Raw genomic sequence first — 15,530 nt, 5'->3', positions numbered from 1 at the left:
ACGCGCTCGGCGGGACGCGCCGGGCCGTCAGACCTGGACGCGCTCCTCGACGATCTTGGCGATCTTGGCGATGGCCTCGTCGGCGGGGATGCCGTTCTCCTGCGCACCGTCGCGGTAGCGGAAGGAGACCGCGCCGGCGGCCATGTCCTCGTCACCCGCGATGATCATGAAGGGGACCTTCTGCTTCTGCGCGTTGCGGATCTTCTTCTGCATCCGGTCCGAGGAGGAGTCGACCTCCACGCGCAGGCCCTGCTTCTTCGCCTTGGCGGCGAACTCCTGCAGGTACTCGACGTGCGCGTCGCCGATCGGGATGCCGGTCGCCTGGACCGGGGCCAGCCACGGCGGCATGGCGCCCGCGTAGTGCTCCAGGAGCACCGCGAAGAAGCGCTCGATCGAGCCGAAGAGCGCGCGGTGGATCATGACCGGGCGCTGCTTGGTGCCGTCCGGGGCGGTGTACTCCAGGTCGAAGCGCTCCGGCAGGTTGAAGTCGAGCTGGACGGTCGACATCTGCCAGGTACGGCCGATGGCGTCGCGCGCCTGCACCGAGATCTTCGGGCCGTAGAAGGCGGCGCCGCCCGGGTCGGGGGTGAGCGGCAGGCCCTGCTTCTCGGCGACCTGCTGGAGGACGGCGGTGGCCTCCTCCCACACCTCGTCGGAGCCGACGAACTTCTCCGGGTCCTTGGTCGACAGCTCCAGGTAGAAGTCCGTCAGACCGTAGTCGCGGAGCAGGTTGAGGACGAAGGTGAGGGTCTTGTCCAGCTCCTCCGCCATCTGCTCGCGGGTGCAGTAGATGTGCGCGTCGTCCTGGGTGAAGCCCCGGGCCCGGGTCAGGCCGTGCACGACGCCCGACTTCTCGTACCGGTACACGGTGCCGAACTCGAACAGGCGCAGCGGCAGCTCACGGTAGGAGCGCCCGCGCGCGTCGAAGATCAGGTTGTGCATCGGGCAGTTCATGGGCTTGAGGTAGTAGTCCACGCCCTCGTCGAGCTGCATGGGCGGGTACATGCCCTCGGCATACCAGTCGAGGTGGCCGGACTTCTCGAAGAGCTTGCCCTTGGTGGCGTGCGGCGAGTAGACGAACTCGTAGCCCTCCTCCTCGTGCCGCTTGCGCGAGTAGTCCTCCATGACCCGGCGGATGATGCCGCCCTTGGGGTGGAAGACGGCGAGGCCGGAGCCGATCTCGTCCGGGATGGAGAAGAGGTCGAGCTCGTTGCCCAGCTTGCGGTGGTCGCGCTTCTCGGCCTCGGCGAGGAAGTCGAGGTGGGCCTTCAGCTCGTCCTTCGACGGCCAGGCGGTGCCGTAGATGCGCTGCAGCATGGGGTTCTTCTCGCTGCCGCGCCAGTAGGCGGCCGCGTTGCGCATCAGCTTGAACGCCGGGATGTTCCGGGTGGTGGGCAGGTGGGGACCGCGGCAGAGGTCCTTCCAGCACAGCTCGCCGGTCTTGGCGTCGAGGTTGTCGTAGATGGTCAGCTCGCCGCCGCCGACCTCGACGCTGGCGCCGTCGTCGGTGGACGCGGAGCCCTTGATGCCGATGAGCTCCAGCTTGTACGGCTCGTCGGCGAGCTCCTCGCGGGCGGCCTCGTCGGAGACGACGCGGCGGGCGAAGCGCTGGCCGCGCTTCTGGATCTCCTGCATCTTCTTCTCGATGGCCTTGAGATCCTCGGGCGTGAACGGCTTCTCGACGTCGAAGTCGTAGTAGAAGCCGTCCCGGACCGGCGGGCCGATGCCCAGCTTGGCCTCGGGGAAGAGCTCCTGCACGGCCTGCGCCATGACGTGCGCGGTCGAGTGGCGCAGGATGTCGAGGCCGTCCGGGGAGGAGATCTCGACGCCCTCGACGAGGTCGCCGTCGGCGAGCTCGTACGAGAGGTCCTTCAGGTCGCCCGCGACACGGGCGGCGATGACGGTGCGGTCGTCGGCGAACAGGGCGCCGGCCGTGGTGCCCGCGCTCACCGTCCTCTCCTCTGATCCCGAGGCGGTCTGGACGGTCACACGGACTTCGGACACGGGTACTCCATGCATCGGGGCGCTGGCAGACACGAGGTGCCGGCGCCGGCGGGGCGCGGCAGAGACGAGGTGCCGCGTCCCCTCGATCTTACGGGCCCGGCCGCGCCCCGCTCACCGCTGCCCGTCGAACCCGCTCACCGCTCCTCCTCCGGTCCGCGCTCCTCCTCGAAGAAGGCCCCGTCCTCGGCGGTCCCCTGGAGCGACTTCATCAACCGGTCCCGCTCCGCCTCGTCCACCTGCACCGGGACCACGCCGGAGGCGTCGGTGAGGCGGCGGAAGCCGCCGCGGCTCTCCAGCCGGCCGACGACCCGGATCGGGAGGCCCACGAGGTGGGCGTGGCCCGCCGTGCGGTACGCCGCCTCGTCGAGCGCGACGCGGACGTGGCCGACCTCCGCTCCGCCGAGCACCCGGAGCTTGACCGTGCCCTCGCCGCGCGGCCCCGAGCGGCGCAGCCGGACGACGGCGCCGGTGATCCGCACCGGGACGGAGGGCTCGTCGGCGAGGTAGCGGGCGCTCGCCCCGCGCAGCGCCGGCAGGTCGCCGGGGGAGAACTCGACGGGCTCGGGGCGGGCGGCGCAGCCCTCGGGGACACCGGCGGCCGGGGCCCATTCGAGGGCGACGCGGGCGCCCTCGGTCCCCCGGACGAGGGCGACGAGCGCCTCGGTGAGCTCGCGGCTGACCCCGGCCTCGACGGCGGAGTCGAAGGCCTCCATGCCGCCGGTGGCGCGCTGGTAGTCGACGGCCTCGCGGGCGGCGTGCAGCGCGTGGTAGAGCCGGACGGCGACGGGGCGGCCGGGCGGGACGGGCAGGAAGGCGGTGAGGACCCGGCCGCCGGGGTCGGTGGAGACGACGACGGGTTCGAGGGCGGCGCGGGCGGCGGAGCGGTGCCGGGAGCCGTGGTAGCCGGCCCGGCCGCGCACGGCGAGGGCCCCGGCGAGGAGGATCCCGCGGGCGGCGGAGCGGAACTTCTCCTGCGCGGGCCAGGGCACGGTGCCGGCCGGGCCCGGGGGCGCCTCGCGCCACCAGCGGACCTCGTCGCTCGGGACGGCGAGGCCGGTCAGGACCTCGCGGGCGGAGGGTGCCGCGCTGCGGGCGAGGGCGGTGAGGGCCTCGCCGACGAGGTCCTCGCAGTCGGGGAAGGCGAGGCTGTCGGGGACGAGGAGGCTGGTGCCGCCGCTCGCCTGCCCGCCGGGCGGGGTCCAGCGGCCGTAGCGGCCCGGGGCCCCGCCGCGGCGCTGCCAGCCGTGGCGGGCGAGGAGGGCGCCGAGGACCCGGGGGTCGACCCGGCCGGGGTCGGGGACGCCGTCGCCCGGGGAGGTCCAGGAACCGGCGGGTTCGGCGGCCGGGACGGGATGGGGCCGGTACGGCGACGGGACGGGCCGCGGTGCGCCCCGGCCGCCCGTCCCGTACCCGCCTCCGGTCCCGTATCCGTATCCGTCCGCGTATCCGTCCCCGTATCCGGAGTCGTCGATCGGTCGGTGCATCAAGGTCTCCCTCCCCGGCCGACCCGGGTCATGATCTCGCAGAGCGCCCGGTCGTCGAAGATCCGCGCCGTGGGGACGCGCACGGTGGTCCGGCGGCGTCCGGTGACCGGGTGTCCGGCCAGGTTCGTCCAGTAGCAGCAGTGCCGCAGGTCGAGCCGGTCGTGGCTCGCCCTCAGCCAGTCCTCCGGGTCTCTCGGGACGATCATCACGACCAGGATCTTGTGCACCGCCACGGGCGTCCGGGCGAGCTTCACCAGGTGGTCGTTGTCGAGGGTGAAGGGGAAGGTGCTCCCCGTCGGGTGCGGGGGCAGTTGGTAGGTGCACTTCAGCTGCACCTTGACGGTGACCTCGTCGTCGACGGTGTGTCCGGGCGAGCCGTGGCTCACGTGCCAGTCGACGCCGTTGTCCGGGAAGGGCTGCGCGAGCGAGCAGCCCGCCGCGGCGGCGACGGCGTGCAGGTATCCCACCTGGAGGGTCTCCATGCAGGCGGTGGTGGCGAGTGAGCCGCGTGCCGGGGCCGCCCGCTGGGGCGGCAGCCCTCCCGACTCCGGCTGGGCGAGCGACATGTGAACGTCCTTCCCCGTCACCAGTGTTGTGACCGGTCCGCGTACGCCGCAAACAGGGCGGGTATCACCGGATCGGGGCAGGGGGTTGGCCATCTGCCGCGCTGGTGCGAGGAGTTCGGGTATGACGACGAACTGGTACGAAGGGCCCCTGGCCGCTTTCGACACGGAGACCACCGGAGTGGACGTCGAGCAGGACCGGATCGTGTCCGCCGCGCTCGTCGTCCAGGACGCGGCCGGGGCGCGCCCCCGGGTGACCCGCTGGCTGGTCAATCCGGGGATCCCGGTCCCGGAGGGGGCCACGGCGGTGCACGGGCTGACGGACGATCACCTCCAGCGCAACGGCCGGTGGCCGTCGCCGGTGATGGAGGAGCTGGGGCGCGCCCTGGCGGAGCAGAACGCGGCCGGCAGGCCGCTGGTGGTGATGAACGCGCCGTTCGACCTCACCATCCTGGACCGGGAGTTGAGGCGCCATCGGGCGTCGACGCTGGGCCGGTACCTGGAGCACACCTCGCTGTGCGTGCTCGATCCGCGGGTCCTGGACAAGCATCTGGACCGGTACCGCAAGGGCCGCCGGACGCTGACGGACCTGTGCGCGCACTACGAGGTGGACCTGGAGGGGGCGCACGACGCGGCGGCGGACGCCACGGCCGCGCTCCAGGTGGTGCGGGCGGTGGGACGGCGCTTCGCGGCCCGTCTGGAGCGGCTGTCCCCGGCGGAGCTGCACACGCTCCAGGCGGTGTGGCACGCGGGGCAGGCGCGGGGGCTGCAGGCGTGGTTCACCCGGCAGGGGACGCCTGAGCTGGTGGATCCCGCGTGGCCGCTCCGCCCGGAGCTGCGGAAGGCGGCGTGAGGGGTGCCGGAAACGGCTGAGGCCGGTCCGTCGTAATGACGGACCGGCCTCTCCCGGTGGGCGATACTGGGATCGAACCAGTGACCCCTTCGGTGTGAACGAAGTGCTCTCCCGCTGAGCTAATCGCCCGGGAACGGGTTGAACCATACAGGGCTTCCGGGCCGGGCTCCAAATTCATTCCGCGCGCAGGTGGGCGGCGAGCCCGCGTCTCCCTCCGCGCATCATCAGGGCGTGGTTGGCGCGGAAGAAGGGGCGGCCGGGGACGGCGAGGAGGCGCAGCAGCCGGGCGCGGACCTCGACCTCCTGCTCGTAGAGGGCGTGGGTGCCGGCGCCGTCGGCGGTGAGGGTCCAGCGGGCCCAGCCCTCCAGGTCGCCGTCGAGCCGGACCTCCAGGACGCGGGCCCGGGGGTCCTGGCGGACGGCGCGGGCGGTGACCTCGATGTCGTACGGGAGCAGGGAGCGGAAGCGGGCGGTGCCGGTGGTGTCGTCGCGGGGGACGACGGTGCGGACCTGGGGCCACCAGAGGGGGTAGTCCTCGGCGCGGGCGAGGGCGGCGTACACCCGGTCGGGCGGGGCGGCGAGCCGCCAGACGCTGCGGAAGCGGTACCGGCACCAGTCCATGGGTCCAGTGTGGGTACTCGGGCGGGATCTGAGTAGCAGCGCGCATTCCCCGGGCGGGGGCGCGGCGCGACACTCCGGGCATGGACATGAACCTGCCTCCGGTCGAGGAGCTGCGGCGCGTCGACGTCGAGCTGGCCCGACTCGACGCGCGCCGTGCGGAGTTGCTGGCCCGGCGGGTGTGGCTGCTGGGTGTGCTGCACTCCCCCGTCGGCCCGCCCGCGGCCCCGCCGTTCCCGGGGGCGCCCCCGGCGGAGACCTCGCCGCGCGGCGCGCAGAACGTGCTGCTGACGCTGGGCGGGACGCTGCTCGCGGTCGCCGCGCTCGCGTTCACGCTGGTGAGCTGGGGCTCGATGGGCATCGCGGGGCGTTCGGCGGTGCTGCTCGTGGTGACCTCGGCGGCGCTGGCGGCGCCCGCGGCGCTGCTGCGCCGGGGCCTCGCGTCGACGGCGGAGGCGGTGGGCGCGCTGGGGCTCGCGCTGACGGTCCTGGACGCGTACGCCCTGCACCGGGTGGTGCTGCCGGAGACGGACGGGCTCGGGTACGCGGCGGTCGCCGCCGCACTCCTCGCGGGGCTGTGGGCCGGGTACGGCGGGCTGCTGCGGGGGCTGCTGCTGCCGCTCCCCGCGGCGGTGGCCGCGGCGCAGCTGCCGCTGCCGCTGGGGGTGCTCGCGGCCGGCGGGGGTCCGGCGGCCGTGGCGTGGGCGGCGGCGCTGACGGCGGCGGCCGACGTGCTGCTGCTCGCCCGTCCCGCCGGGACGGCGGTACGGACGACGGCGGGGGTGTCGGCGGCCCTCCTGGCGCTCTGGGCGCTGCCGGCGGGCGGCTGGCTGTCGCTGACGAGCCCGTGGACGGGTGGGCCGCTGCTGCTGGGCTGGGCCGCGGTCTGCCTGTACGCGGCCCGGGTGGTCCGTCCGGCCACCCGGGTGCTGGCGATGGTGGCGGCACTGGCCGGGGTGGCGGCCGTGGCGGGTCCGGTGCGTGCCGCGCTGCCGGCGGAGTGGGCCGTGCCGGTGTACGTGGTCCTCGGTCTGGCGGTGGCGTCGCTGTGGCGCCCGGTGCGGGCGGCGCGGATCCCGGCGGAGGTACGGGCCGGGTTCGGGCTCGCCGGGGGCGGGGTCGCGGCGCTCGGCCTGGTGTGGGCGCTGCCGCCGGTGCTCGCGGGGCTGCTCGGTCCCGCCGGCCGGAGCGCGGGCGTCTGGTCCGGGACGCACGCGGCGCCGGTCCTCGCGGACTATCCGGCGACGGCGCTCCTGGTGCTGCTGCTCGGTGCGGGCGCGGCGGGCCTGGCGCGGGGGCCGTGGGGCCGGTGGGGCGCGGTGCTGCTCGGGTGGGCGGTGCTGACGGCGCTGCCGGTCGCCCTGGAACTGTCGTACGCGGCGGGGCTCGCCGTCCGGCTGGTGGCGACGGGCGCGGCGCTGGCCCTGGCGGTGCGGCCGGAGGTGCTCACCCGCGGCCTGCCCGAGCCGGCTCCGGTGGCGGAGCGGCCGGAGCGGCCGGAGCCGCCGGTGCGGCCCGAGGGCGGCTGGGGCGCCTCGTGGACGGCGGGGGCGCCGGCGGCTCCGGTGGCGGCGGGCGCGCTGCTGTCCCGGACCGGTGTGACGGCCGGGCTCGCCTCGGCGGGTTCGGCGCTGCTCCTGGCGCTGGACGTGCGGGCGGCGACGTTCGTCGTGCTGGGGGTGCTGCTCGGTCTGTTCGTGGCGGCGGCCGTGCTCGGTGCCGGGGCGGTGCGCGAGACGGCCGCGGGTGGCGCGGTGCTCGCGGCCGCGGGTCTGGTGGGGGCAGGGACCGCGGCGGCGGGGCTCTCCGCGGCCTCGGCGGGGCTGGTCCTGCTGCTCGTCCCGGCGGGCACGGCGGCCCTGGCCGTCCGGTTCCGGTCGCTCGCGGCGGAGCTGTCGGGGGTGGCGGTGGGCGCTCTGGCGGTGGCCCTGACGGCGCCGCGTCCGGCGGTCCTCGCCCTGGCGCTGGCGCTCGGCGGGGTGATCGCGGCGGCGACGGCGCTGCGGGCGGAGCGGCGGCGGGCCGCCTCGTGGACGGCGGGCGCGCTCTTCCTGGCCGCGGCCTGGCTGCGGCTCGGGGTGTGGGGCGTGACGGTCCCGGAGGCGTACACGCTGCCGGTGACGGTGCCGGCGCTGGTGGTCGGCCTCCTGCGGCGGCGCCGGGACCCGGCGGCCTCGTCCTGGACCGCGTACGGCCCCGGGCTCGCGGCGACGCTGGTGCCGAGCCTGGTGGCGGTCTGGTCGGACCCGTACTGGGGGCGGCCGCTGCTCCTGGGGACGGGCGCGCTCGCGGTGACGCTGCTCGGGGCGCGGTTCCGGCTCCAGGCGCCGCTGATCCTCGGCGGGGCGGTGCTCGCCCTGGTGGCGGTGCACGAGCTGGCGCCGTACGTGGTGCAGCTGGTCGGCGCGCTGCCGCGCTGGCTGCCGCCGGCGGCGGCCGGGCTGCTGCTGCTCGCGGTGGGGGCCACGTACGAGCGGCGGCTGCGGGAGGCGCGGACGGTGCGGGAGCGGCTGGCCCGGATGCGGTGAGCCGGGCCGGGACGCGCCGAGGGCCCGGAGACGATGTCGTCTCCGGGCCCTCGGACCGGGGTGGGCGATACTGGGATCGAACCAGTGACCCCTTCGGTGTGAACGAAGTGCTCTCCCGCTGAGCTAATCGCCCCGGCGCACCGCAAACATTACCGCATGTCAGCGGGGCTTCCGAACCACCCTCGGGTCACTCCTCGATCTTCCAGGGCATGACGAGGCCGAACTTCCAGAGGTACCAGCCGAGCAGCGCGGCGATGATCACCACGCCGATGACGGTGAGGGTGATGTTGCGGCGCCGGACCTTGGGGTCGAGGGCGCGCTGGGCGGCCTCGGTGACCTTGCGCTTGGTCCAGCGCAGGACGATCTGCGCCCAGACGAACTCGGTGGCCCAGATCGCCATGCCGCCGAAGATGACCAGCCATCCCGGTCCGGGGAAGACGAGCATCAGGATGCCGGCCACGATCACGGCGAGTCCGACGATGAAGACGCCGACCTGCCAGCTCAGGTGGAGGCCGCGACGGGCCTTGATGAACTCCGGTGCGCGGGATCCCAGTTCGACCTGCTCGGCGGGCTGGGGCTCGGGGGCTCGCTCGTCACTCTCCGCATTCATGATGCCAATTTACCCGACTCACCAGCCCCACTGGTATGGCGGTATTACCCAAAGTTACATACCGCCAGACGAGCTACCTGAACGACCACAAAACCGACAGAGGGGTTTACAACGGCACCGGAGGTGGCATGTCGATTTCGCCGACGTGCGAATCCCCGAGCGCACACTGAGCGAAAGGCCCTGGCGCTTATGAACACCGTGGTGAGCTGCGAGCTGCACCTGCGCCTCGTTGTGTCGAGCGAGTCCTCACTGCCTGTACCCGCGGGCCTGCGGTATGACACGGCGGATCCGTACGCCGTGCACGCCACCTTCCACACCGGAGCCGAGGAGACGGTCGAGTGGGTCTTCGCCCGCGACCTTCTCGCCGAGGGGCTGCACCGGCCCACCGGCACGGGCGACGTCCGGGTCTGGCCTTCCCGTAGTCACGGCCAGGGAGTCGTCTGCATCGCGTTGAGCTCGCCCGAGGGCGAGGCCCTGCTGGAGGCCCCCGCGCGGGCCCTGGAATCCTTCCTCAAGCGGACCGACGCCGCGGTGCCACCGGGCACCGAGCACCGGCACTTCGACCTCGATACGGAGCTGTCCCACATCCTGGCCGACAGCTGAGCCAGGCCATAGACCGCACGGCGCCGTCCGACTCGGGGCGACGGCGCCGCGCGGGCGGTCGCATCCGCTCGACCCCCGGCGTCCTCACCGCGCAGCCGGCGCGGCGAAGGGCGCCGTCGCGCATTTCCGGGGCGCGCTAGAGTCGACGGCATTCCACGGGCGCCCGCCCGCGGCCGGCCAGGGAGCGAAGCGTGCTCATTCCCCACGACACCCGGATCGCCCTCGACACCGTCGTCGATCTCATGAACACCGCCGCCCAGGGCGACCGCGAGGACACGCTCGCGGACCTCGACGCGCTCGGCGTGTTCGTCCGCGAGCACCGGATCAGCGACGTGGGCGACCTGGACGCCGAGGACCTGCGGGCCGTCCGCGAGGTGCGGGACCGCTTCGCCGCCGTCTTCACCGCCCCCGACGCCAGGATCGCCGCCCCGCTGATCAACCAGCTGGTGGCCGCCGCGGGCACCACCCCGCAGCTCACCGACCACGACGGCTACGACTGGCACGTGCACTACTTCGCGCCGGGCGCCTCGGTCGCCGACCACCTGGCCGCCGACTGCGGGATGGCGCTCGCCTTCATCGTGGTCTCGGGCGAGCGCGAGCGGCTGCGCCGGTGCGAGGCCCCGGACTGCGGCCGGGCCTTCGTCGACCTCTCCCGCAACCGCTCCCGCCGCTACTGCGACAGCCGCACCTGCGGCAACCGTCTACACGTCGCCGCCTACCGGGCCCGCCGCAAGGAAGCCGCCGGCTGACGCCTCAGAGCACGTAGAGGTCGTGCAGGGCCGCCATCAGGAGCAGGGCCCCGATCACCGTCAGGAAGATCATCAGCGGTGGCTGCGACAGCGCGAAGAGACAGCCCCTCGGCTCCTCGACCGGCGGATCGGCGGCGGGCACGGACTCGGCGGAGGCGGGGGCGGGTTCCCGCGAGGTTTCGAGCATCTCGGGGGGATGATGGCGCACCGCGGACCCAGGGAAGGCCGGAATCCGCCCCTTGACGGGGCGGTTCATCCCTTCCCGTGGATCTCCGGATCACCGCCCGGTCGTGGCCCGGCAGGCAACGGCCAGAAGCGGTCAGATTCCGTGCTTCTTCAGAATCGCCTCGATGTCGCTGAAGTCCTCGGCGTCCCCACCGCGGGCGGGCGTGCCCGAGGCGGGGCGGGCCAGGGCCTCACGGGCCGGCGCGGCGGCGGAGGCCGGGGACGAGGCGCCGGGCGCGACCGCCTCGCGCCGCGCTCCCCCCTCCGCCGCCTTCCGGCCGCCCCGGCGGCGCTCCACGCCCCGGGTCGTCAGCAGGAGCAGCCAGGCCACGCCGAGCACGCCGAAGCCTGCCCAGGCGACCGGGCTGAAGACGGTGTCGAAGGCCCACTCGACGGCGCCGGTCATCACCAGGCCGAGCGGAACGAGCGACCAGCCGGCGATCCGCGCCGCGCTCAGGTACTTCTTCCGGTACGCCGTGATCGCGGCGATGCCCAGGCCCGCCGCGGACACCGCGGAGCAAATGGTCTCGGCCAGCATGCGATCCTCCAGGTCCCGGGTGATACGTCCCTTCCATCCTGCACCGACCCACCCTCCGGAGGCCACGCCCCCGGGCCCGTCTCAGGGAGATCTCCGGGTCGTCCCGGACGGGATCCCCTCCTCGGGTCCGGTGCCGTGCCGATGCGGGGCCGGGGCCGACCTGCTGGAAGACTGCCGTCCATGACTGACTCCACCACCGCGCCCTCCCCCGTCGTCCTGGAGGCCTGGTTCGACCTCCAGTGCCCCGACTGCTTCCGGGCCCTCGGCGACGTCCGCGCGCTGCGCGCGGCGTACGGCGACCGGCTCGACGTCCAGCTCCGCCACTTCCCGCTCACCAAGAACAAGCACGCCTACGCCGCCGCCCAGGCCGCCGAGGAGGCGGTCGACCAGGGGCAGGGCTGGGCCTACGTGGAGGCGCTGCTCGCCAGGACCGCCGAGCTCGCCGAGCGGGGCGAGCCGGTGCTCCTGGAGGTGGCGGCCGGACTCGGCCTGGACGCCGAGGAGTTCGACACGGCGCTGATCGACGGCCGGCACCTGCTCACGGTCGACGCCGACCAGGCCGAGGGCCAGGCCCTCAAGATCACCGGCACCCCCACCTACGTCATCGGCGGGGAGCGCCTCGACGGCGGCCAGGACCAGGAGGGGCTGCGCGCCCGGATCGAGGAGATCGCCGACCGCCTGCTGGCCGGCTGACCCCCGCCCGCGGCTCAGAGCAGCCGCTTGGCGCTGTTGACGTGGGTCGTGCGGTAGCCGAGCGACTCGTACAGGCGGATCGCCGGGGTGTTGCCCGCGAAGACGTGCAGTCCGAGCCGGTCCTCCCCGGCCTGCCGCGTCACGCGCTCGGCAAGGAGCATCAGCGCCCGGCCGTACCCCCGGCCGCGCCGCTCCGCCGCGACCTCGATGTCATAGACGTATCCGGCGCTCACGCCGGGCTCCAGCTCGCGCACCGCGGTCCACACACGGCCGACGACCCCGCCGTCGGCGAGGGCCACGTGGAACGCCGTGCCGGGGCCGGCGAGCCCCTGGGGCAGCAGCTCGCGGTGGCTGGCCTCCGCCTTGGCGCGGGCCTGGTCCTCGGGCACGCCCCGGTCGACCCAGCTCCGGGCGAAGGCCTCCTTGGCCGTCGCCTGCCAGGCGGCGAACTCGTCCTCGGTCATCGGCCGCGCCTCGACGCCGGACGGCAGCGCGGGCGGCGGGTCCGCGAGCTCCTTCAGCATGTTCCGGCTGAGCTCGGCGTAGCCGAGCGCGCGGGCCAGGCCGAGGGCGGCGGTCGCGTCCGCGGGCACGGATATCCGGACGTCCGTGCAGCCCCAGCCGCGCAGCACCTCCTCGGCGGCGAGCGCCGCCACCGTCCCCCGCCCCCGGCCGCGGTCCGGCTCGTCGACCCGGAGGCCGTCGATCCGCCCCGACGCGGCTCCGAAGCCCGGATCGGTGGTGACGCGGACGGAACCGACCCGGCGGCTGTTCACGCAGATGTCGTAGACGCGGGAACGGCCGCCGTCGGCGGAGTGCTGGAGCGGCTCGGCCGGCCGCAGGGTGGTGGTCATCAGGGGTGTTCTACCCATTCGGGAGGGCCCCGTCATCCGGATTTCAGCCGAGTCGCGGGTCCCGGTCGGCGGCGGCCCGCTCCTCGAAGATCCGCATGGCCTTGGCGGTCACCGGGCCCGGGGCGGCGGCGAGTTCGCGGCCGTCGACGCGGTGGACGGCCTGGACGTCGCGCAGCGTGGAGGTGAGGAAGACCTCCTCGGCGGTCTCCAGGACGTCGAACGGCAGGTCGGTCTCGACGGCGCCGGTCCACTCGACGGCGAGCGCGCGGGTGATGCCGGCGAGGCAGCCGGAGGAGACGGGCGGGGTGTGGATCCGGCCGTCGAGCACGACGAAGACGTTGGAGCCGGTGCCCTCGCAGAGCCGGCCGACGGTGTTGGCGAAGAGGGCCTCGGTGGCGCCGGCCTCCTTCGCCCGGGCCAGGGCGACGACGTTCTCCGCGTACGAGGTGGTCTTCAGGCCCGTGAGGGCGCCGCGCTCGTTGCGGGTCCAGGGGACGGTGACCACGGCGGTGGTGTCGGGGCGGCGGGAGGTCGCGCCGACGGCGACGACGAGGCTCGTGCCGGCGTCGCCGCGCTCCGAGCCGAGCGGGGAGAGGCCGCCGGTGTAGGTGATCCGGAGCCGGCCGAGCTCCATCGGGTTGGCATCGAGGACGGCGGCGCAGGCCCGGCGGACCTCGTCGAGGTCCGGGTCGGGCAGGCCGAGGCCGCGGGCGGAGCGGGTGAGCCGCTCCAGGTGGAGGGTTAGCGCAAACGTTTCGCCGCGCTCGGCCTTGACCGTCTCGAAGATGCCGTCGCCGACGGTCAGTCCGTGGTCCAGGACGGAGACCCGGGCGGTCTCCTCGTCGTACAGCCCGCCGTTGACCCAGATTTTCATCGAGAGATGGCCTTTCCGCTCGCCCCTGGGACGTCATCGTCCCGGGCGCCCGACTCGTAGGCGCCCGACGCTATCGCGACCAGCCGGGCCGCCTTCAGCTCGGTCTCCTCCCACTCCCGCTCGGGGTCGGAGCCCCAGGTGATGCCGGCGCCGGTGCCGAAGCGCAGCACGCCGAACGGCCGGTCGATCCAGAAGGTGCGGATGCCGACGGCCAGCTCGGCACGGCCCCCGTCGGCGTCCACCCAGCCGATGCCGCCGCAGTACGGCCCCCGGGGCGCGGTCTCCAGGGCCTCGATGATCCGCAGCGCGGAGGACTTGGGGGCGCCGGTGACGGAGCCGGGCGGGAAGGTGGCGGCGAGCAGCTCGGGCCAGCCGGCGTCCTCGCACAGCACGCCGCTGACGGTGGAGACGAGGTGGACCAGGCCGGGGTGCTCCTCGATGTCGCAGAGGGCGGGGACGGCGACGGAGCCGGTCTCGCAGACGCGGCCGAGGTCGTTGCGGACCAGGTCCACGATCATCACGTTCTCGGCGTGGTCCTTGGGCAGCAGGTCGGCGGCGGTCCTGCCGGTGCCCTTGATGGGACCGGAGGAGACCCGGGCGCCCTCGCGCCGCAGATACAGCTCGGGCGAGGCGGTGGCGATCTCCACGCCGTGCGCGGGCAGCCGAATCGTTCCGGCGTACGGGGCGGGGTTGCCCGCCGCGAGCAGCGAGGTGAGGGCGTCCACGTCGGCGGCGGCCGGATCGGGCAGCGGCGCGGTCATCACCCGGCAGAGGTTCGCCTGGTAGACCTCGCCGCGCGCGATGTGCTCGCGCACCGCCCGTACGCCCGCGGTGTACGCGGCGCGGTCGAGCGACGACGTCCAGTCGCCCGGGCGCGGGCCGAGCCACGCGCCGGGGACGGCGGCGGGCACCGGCGCCCTGCGGACGTCTCCGAAGCGGGCGCAGGTGAGCCGGCCCTCGAAGTCGGCACAGACGGCCCAGAAGCCGGTGGAGTCGAGAGCCTCGGGATCATGGGTGACGTCCCGGAGGTCGGTCGCGACGAGGCCGCCGAAGCGGGCCAGGGGAGGTAGGTCGTACACGCATCGAGTCTAGGTCGGGCCGCTCCGGAGTACGGGGTGCGCGGGCGGCGGGGGCTCCGCGCGACCTCGGGGACACGGCGGGTGAACACCGTTCGAACCCTCCGGGAGCCGTCGCCGGGCGCACCGAAGGGCGCGCAGGTCAGCACGCTGCGGAAACGCGTTTTTGTACTGGCCCGGGAATCCGCTAGAGTTCAACACGTCGCCGGGACGCGCAAGCGGGCCGGAAACGACAAGCGGACGTGGCTCAGTTGGTAGAGCATCACCTTGCCAAGGTGAGGGTCGCGAGTTCGAATCTCGTCGTCCGCTCGATGTGGGGGATCTTCCCGAACCCCCGTTATCACTCCTGGTGGAGTGGCCGAGAGGCGAGGCAACGGCCTGCAAAGCCGTCTACACGGGTTCAAATCCCGTCTCCACCTCCAAGGACGATTAGCTCAGCGGGAGAGCGCTTCCCTGACACGGAAGAGGTCACTGGTTCAATCCCAGTATCGTCCACTGGATCTTCGGATCCTGATCTTCGGATCCCCGCGCGATTAGCTCAGCGGGAGAGCGCTTCCCTGACACGGAAGAGGTCACTGGTTCAATCCCAGTATCGCGCACCACATCTCCTGCACCTTCGGGTGCGTCCCGCGCGATTAGCTCAGCGGGAGAGCGCTTCCCTGACACGGAAGAGGTCACTGGTTCAATCCCAGTATCGCGCACCACATCTCCTGCACCTTCGGGTGCGTCCCGCGCGATTAGCTCAGCGGGAGAGCGCTTCCCTGACACGGAAGAGGTCACTGGTTCAATCCCAGTATCGCGCACAGAACGACGAAGCCCCCGGCCGCGGTTCACGGCCGGGGGCTTCGTCGTGCGTGCCGGGCGGAGCGGAGCGGTGCGCGCACGCCGGCCGGGCCCGCGCGCGGCGGACCCGGCCGGGACGGCTCAGGAGGAGAAGAGCATCCGGCCGAAGCCGCGCTGACGGTAGTGACCGCCGTGGTGGCCGCCGTGGTGACCGCCCTGCGGGGTGCCCCAGGCCGGGGCGGCCGGGGCGGGCTGGGCCGGGTAGCCGGCCGGCGGGGCGGGCGGGGCCTGCCACTGCGACTCCAGGCGGGTCAGGGCCTCCAGCTCGCCGTAGTCCAGGAAGATCCCGCGGCAGCCGCTGCACTGCTCGATCTGGACGCCGTTGCGGTTGTACGTGTGCATCGCCGCGTGACACTTGGGACACTGCATGCTCGGCTCAACTCCCCTGCCGTTGCCGTTCGTATGACTGCTTCAG

The 15,530-nt window shown here is 73.9% G+C and carries 16 protein-coding genes and 8 tRNA genes; 11 read left to right on the top strand and 13 right to left on the bottom strand.

Going from position 1 to position 15,530, the window contains the following annotated elements; all coding sequences use genetic code 11:
- Positions 1-27: 27 nt before the first annotated feature.
- The 3 genes from thrS to HHL19_RS25525 all read right to left on the bottom strand — a co-directional run bounded on the left by thrS (position 28) and on the right by HHL19_RS25525 (position 4,054).
- Positions 28-2,004, bottom strand: a complete 1,977-nt coding sequence (gene thrS, locus HHL19_RS25535; RefSeq protein WP_169092678.1) for a threonine--tRNA ligase — start codon at positions 2,002-2,004, stop codon at positions 28-30.
- A gap of 134 nt (positions 2,005-2,138) precedes the next feature.
- A complete protein-coding gene (locus HHL19_RS25530) occupies positions 2,139-3,488 on the bottom strand; it encodes a hypothetical protein (RefSeq protein ID WP_169092677.1) in 1,350 nt (449 codons plus the stop codon).
- Positions 3,488-4,054 (bottom strand): DUF4365 domain-containing protein, encoded by a 567-nt coding sequence (locus tag HHL19_RS25525; protein ID WP_169092676.1) that lies wholly within the window; start codon positions 4,052-4,054, stop codon positions 3,488-3,490. Before HHL19_RS25525 ends, HHL19_RS25530 begins: the two co-directional genes overlap by 1 nt.
- Before the next feature lie 121 nt (positions 4,055-4,175).
- On the opposite strand from HHL19_RS25525, the gene HHL19_RS25520 reads away from it, so the two are divergent.
- Entirely contained in the window at positions 4,176-4,904 is a 729-nt protein-coding gene (locus tag HHL19_RS25520; protein ID WP_169092675.1) for a 3'-5' exonuclease, read from the top strand.
- A 57-nt stretch (positions 4,905-4,961) separates the two neighbouring features.
- Here the strand turns inward: HHL19_RS25520 and HHL19_RS25515 are convergent.
- Together HHL19_RS25515 and HHL19_RS25510 are read right to left on the bottom strand one after the other, a co-directional pair.
- Positions 4,962-5,033 (bottom strand) — tRNA-Val (locus tag HHL19_RS25515).
- A 45-nt stretch (positions 5,034-5,078) separates the two neighbouring features.
- Positions 5,079-5,525 (bottom strand): SRPBCC family protein, encoded by a 447-nt coding sequence (locus HHL19_RS25510; RefSeq protein ID WP_169092674.1) that lies wholly within the window; start codon positions 5,523-5,525, stop codon positions 5,079-5,081.
- An 80-nt stretch (positions 5,526-5,605) separates the two neighbouring features.
- Here HHL19_RS25510 and HHL19_RS25505 point away from each other — a divergent pair, with 80 nt between their 5' ends.
- Positions 5,606-8,050 (top strand): hypothetical protein, encoded by a 2,445-nt coding sequence (locus HHL19_RS25505; protein ID WP_169092673.1) that lies wholly within the window; start codon positions 5,606-5,608, stop codon positions 8,048-8,050.
- 61 nt (positions 8,051-8,111) lie between these two features.
- Here the strand turns inward: HHL19_RS25505 and HHL19_RS25500 are convergent.
- Together HHL19_RS25500 and HHL19_RS25495 are read right to left on the bottom strand one after the other, a co-directional pair.
- Positions 8,112-8,183, bottom strand: a tRNA-Val gene (locus tag HHL19_RS25500).
- A 54-nt stretch (positions 8,184-8,237) separates the two neighbouring features.
- Positions 8,238-8,660 carry a TIGR02611 family protein gene (locus tag HHL19_RS25495; protein ID WP_169092672.1) on the bottom strand — a complete coding sequence of 141 codons (423 nt, stop codon included), beginning with the start codon at positions 8,658-8,660 and terminating at the stop codon, positions 8,238-8,240.
- Between the two features lie 189 nt (positions 8,661-8,849).
- On the opposite strand from HHL19_RS25495, the gene HHL19_RS25490 reads away from it, so the two are divergent.
- Complete coding sequence (locus HHL19_RS25490; protein WP_030493555.1) at positions 8,850-9,263, top strand: SsgA family sporulation/cell division regulator; 414 nt, start codon at positions 8,850-8,852, stop codon at positions 9,261-9,263.
- A 191-nt stretch (positions 9,264-9,454) separates the two neighbouring features.
- The gene (locus HHL19_RS25485) at positions 9,455-10,012 is read left to right on the top strand and encodes a CGNR zinc finger domain-containing protein (RefSeq protein ID WP_169092671.1); all 558 of its coding nucleotides are present in this window, start codon (positions 9,455-9,457) and stop codon (positions 10,010-10,012) included.
- A 4-nt stretch (positions 10,013-10,016) separates the two neighbouring features.
- Here the strand turns inward: HHL19_RS25485 and HHL19_RS25480 are convergent, their stop codons facing one another.
- Positions 10,017-10,199: a hypothetical protein gene (locus tag HHL19_RS25480; protein ID WP_169092670.1), complete on the bottom strand. Its 183-nt coding sequence runs from the start codon at positions 10,197-10,199 to the stop codon at positions 10,017-10,019.
- A gap of 132 nt (positions 10,200-10,331) precedes the next feature.
- Positions 10,332-10,775 (bottom strand): hypothetical protein, encoded by a 444-nt coding sequence (locus tag HHL19_RS25475; RefSeq protein WP_169092669.1) that lies wholly within the window; start codon positions 10,773-10,775, stop codon positions 10,332-10,334.
- 180 nt (positions 10,776-10,955) lie between these two features.
- On the opposite strand from HHL19_RS25475, the gene HHL19_RS25470 reads away from it, so the two are divergent.
- Positions 10,956-11,468 carry a DsbA family protein gene (locus HHL19_RS25470; RefSeq protein WP_169092668.1) on the top strand — a complete coding sequence of 171 codons (513 nt, stop codon included), beginning with the start codon at positions 10,956-10,958 and terminating at the stop codon, positions 11,466-11,468.
- Between the two features lie 14 nt (positions 11,469-11,482).
- Here the strand turns inward: HHL19_RS25470 and HHL19_RS25465 are convergent, their stop codons facing one another.
- Genes HHL19_RS25465 through HHL19_RS25455 form a run of 3 tightly spaced genes read right to left on the bottom strand, consistent with a single transcriptional unit; the run spans position 11,483 to position 14,275 of the window.
- Positions 11,483-12,322 (bottom strand): GNAT family N-acetyltransferase, encoded by an 840-nt coding sequence (locus tag HHL19_RS25465; protein ID WP_169092667.1) that lies wholly within the window; start codon positions 12,320-12,322, stop codon positions 11,483-11,485.
- 43 nt (positions 12,323-12,365) lie between these two features.
- Positions 12,366-13,196, bottom strand: coding sequence for an aminodeoxychorismate lyase (locus HHL19_RS25460; protein ID WP_169092666.1), 831 nt, complete (start codon positions 13,194-13,196; stop codon positions 12,366-12,368).
- The gene (locus HHL19_RS25455; RefSeq protein WP_169092665.1) at positions 13,193-14,275 is read right to left on the bottom strand and encodes a chorismate-binding protein; all 1,083 of its coding nucleotides are present in this window, start codon (positions 14,273-14,275) and stop codon (positions 13,193-13,195) included. Before HHL19_RS25455 ends, HHL19_RS25460 begins: the two co-directional genes overlap by 4 nt.
- A gap of 233 nt (positions 14,276-14,508) precedes the next feature.
- On the opposite strand from HHL19_RS25455, the gene HHL19_RS25450 reads away from it, so the two are divergent.
- The 6 genes from HHL19_RS25450 (at position 14,509) to HHL19_RS25425 (ending at position 15,075) form a co-directional block, all read left to right on the top strand.
- Positions 14,509-14,581: transfer RNA gene (locus HHL19_RS25450), tRNA-Gly, on the top strand.
- A gap of 39 nt (positions 14,582-14,620) precedes the next feature.
- Positions 14,621-14,694 (top strand) — tRNA-Cys (locus tag HHL19_RS25445).
- A 1-nt stretch (position 14,695) separates the two neighbouring features.
- Positions 14,696-14,767, top strand: a tRNA-Val gene (locus HHL19_RS25440).
- A gap of 32 nt (positions 14,768-14,799) precedes the next feature.
- Positions 14,800-14,874, top strand: a tRNA-Val gene (locus HHL19_RS25435).
- Between the two features lie 27 nt (positions 14,875-14,901).
- Positions 14,902-14,976, top strand: a tRNA-Val gene (locus tag HHL19_RS25430).
- A gap of 27 nt (positions 14,977-15,003) precedes the next feature.
- Positions 15,004-15,075: transfer RNA gene (locus tag HHL19_RS25425), tRNA-Val, on the top strand.
- Positions 15,076-15,196: 121 nt separating this feature from the next.
- Here the strand turns inward: HHL19_RS25425 and HHL19_RS25420 are convergent.
- Positions 15,197-15,484: a zf-TFIIB domain-containing protein gene (locus tag HHL19_RS25420; RefSeq protein ID WP_169092664.1), complete on the bottom strand. Its 288-nt coding sequence runs from the start codon at positions 15,482-15,484 to the stop codon at positions 15,197-15,199.
- Positions 15,485-15,530 lie beyond the last annotated feature (46 nt).

Origin of the sequence: Streptomyces sp. R302 (assembly GCF_012927245.1) — a bacterium.
Lineage (GTDB): Bacteria > Actinomycetota > Actinomycetes > Streptomycetales > Streptomycetaceae > Streptomyces.
Note: the sequence above shows the minus strand (reverse complement) of the source record. Positions and strands in the feature narration are given on the sequence as shown.